Source organism: Nonomuraea sp. NPDC059023 (assembly GCF_042740095.1).
Classification (GTDB): domain Bacteria; phylum Actinomycetota; class Actinomycetes; order Streptosporangiales; family Streptosporangiaceae; genus Nonomuraea.
The window spans coordinates 1-1,951 of record NZ_JBHYIO010000122.1 but is presented as its reverse complement, the minus strand read 5'-3'; the positions used below and the strand labels follow the sequence as shown (position 1 = coordinate 1,951).

Below are 1,951 nucleotides of genomic sequence, written 5' to 3'. Positions count from 1 at the left end.
CATCTACCCTCGAACCCATGCACGTGTTCGCAGCCGTCACCGCCGTCCTGGCGGCGGCGACGGCCCTCCTCCCGCGCCGGGCGCCCAGGTTCGCGGCTCTGCCGCCCGAGGTCGTGGCCCTGGTGGCCGGGGGCGTCTCGCTGCTGGTCACCGCCGTCACCGTGATGGCCAGAGGTGGTGCGCAGGCCGGGACCTGGTGGCTTTTCGCCGAGCTGCCCGCGCTGCTGGTGCTGACGCTCCTGGCCGCGCGCCGCCGCCCGGCCGCCGCCCTCGTGCCCGGCCTGGCGGTCGCGCTCGTGCTGCTCAGGCAGGTGTGGAACGCTCCGCCGCCGCTCATCCTGGGCGCGTGCGCGGCCTGGGCGCTGCCCGCGGTCGCGGCGGCCGGGGCCGGACTCTACCTGCGCTGGCTGGACCAGGCCCGGGGGCGGGCGGTGGCGGCGGCCGTACAGGATCAGCGGCTCGCCCTCGCGCGCGACCTGCACGACTTCGTCGCCCACGACGTCAGCGGCATGCTGGTGCAGGCGCAGGCGGCCGGGTTCACGCCCGGACTGCCCGAGCAGGTCGCCGACGCCCTGCGGCGGATCGAGGACGGCGGCCGGCGCGCGCTCGCCTCGCTCGACCGCACCGTCCACATGCTCAACGACCCCGACCGGGCGCCGACCCCCGGGCTCGAACGCGTGGAGGAACTGGCCGGCGGGTTCCCGCCGTCGGTGCGGGTCAGTTTCGACGTCGCGGCCGACGGGGTCTCGCGTGAGGCGTCGGCGACCGCGTACCGGGTGGTGAGCGAGGCGCTGACCAACGTCCGCCGCCACGCGCCGCGGGCGGGCGCCGTGGAGGTGAGCGTGCGGGCCGACCGGCTCCGGCTGGAGGTCCGGGTTCAGGACGACGGGGCGGCGGGCCGTACCGACGGGAGAAGGAGCATCGGCCTGTCCAGGAAGGGCGGATTCGGCCTCGCGGGCCTGTCGGAACTGCTCGCCGCCGCCGGCGGCTCGCTGGAAGCGGGCCCGCACGCCGACGGCTGGCGGCTCACGGCGGTGATCCCGGCATGACACGGTACGGCGCCGCCGTCCCACGAGAGCGGAGAAGATGACCACACGGATCGTGATAGCCGACGACCAGGACGACGTCAGGATCGGCTTCCGGCTCATCCTCGACTCCCAGCCCGACATGACCGTCGTGGGCGAGGCGGCCGACGGCGCCAAGGCGGTCGAACTGGCCAGGCACCTCAGGCCCGACGTCGTCCTGGCCGACATCCGCATGCCCGGCCTCGACGGCCTGGAGGTCACCCGGCGGCTCGCGCGGGAGACGCGGGTGATCGTGGTGACCACGTTCGACCTCGACGACTACGTCCACACCGCCCTGCGCAACGGCGCGGCCGGGTTCCTGCTCAAGCGTTCCGGGCCGACGCTGCTCATCGAGGCCGTCCGGGCGGCGATGGCGGGCGACACGCTGATCAGCCCGCAGGTCACCGTGCGACTGCTGCGCCACCTTCGTGCCGAAGCCGGCCAGGCGCCGCCACCCGACCCTCTCACCGACCGCGAACGCGAGATCGCCGTCCTGGTGGCGCACGGCAGGACCAACGCCGACATCGCCACCGCACTGTTCATCAGCCCGGGCACCGTCAAGACCCACCTGGCCAACATCCAGCGCAAGGTCGGCGCCGCCAACCGGGTCGGGATCGCCGCCTGGGCCTGGAGCTCCGGAGCCGCCCGCTGACCCTGCCGGGGACCGGAAGCCTCCTTCGGGGGCAGGCCGGGGACCAGGGCCATGTCTCGTCCATCGCGGACCGGATCGCCCTGGCCACGCCCGGCCTCCTCGATGGGTTCGAGGGTTCAGGCGGCCCGGCTGGTGGTGAGCTAGCTGTACTGACCACGGAGGTTAGGTACAGGGGTTGATCGGTTTGGCATAAGGAAGGGCTTCCGGGTTCGGTGTGGATTGCGAGATCTGCACC

At 73.9% G+C, this 1,951-nt stretch carries 2 protein-coding genes; both read left to right on the top strand.

Features of this window, described 5'->3' with window-relative positions; genetic code table 11:
• Positions 1-1,049 (top strand): sensor histidine kinase (locus ACFWYW_RS59290; RefSeq protein WP_379641484.1); only part of this gene is annotated, 1,049 nt, incomplete at its 5' end.
• A 37-nt stretch (positions 1,050-1,086) separates the two neighbouring features.
• On the top strand, positions 1,087-1,716 hold the full coding sequence (locus ACFWYW_RS59285) for a response regulator (RefSeq protein WP_379626529.1): 630 nt from the start codon (positions 1,087-1,089) through the stop codon (positions 1,714-1,716).
• Positions 1,717-1,951 lie beyond the last annotated feature (235 nt).

Bases quoted from the DNA above. Each gene is read 5' to 3' on its own strand.
- ACFWYW_RS59285 (WP_379626529.1), top strand. From the start codon at position 1,087: ATGACCACACGGATCGTGATAGCCGACGACCAGGACGACGTCAGGATC.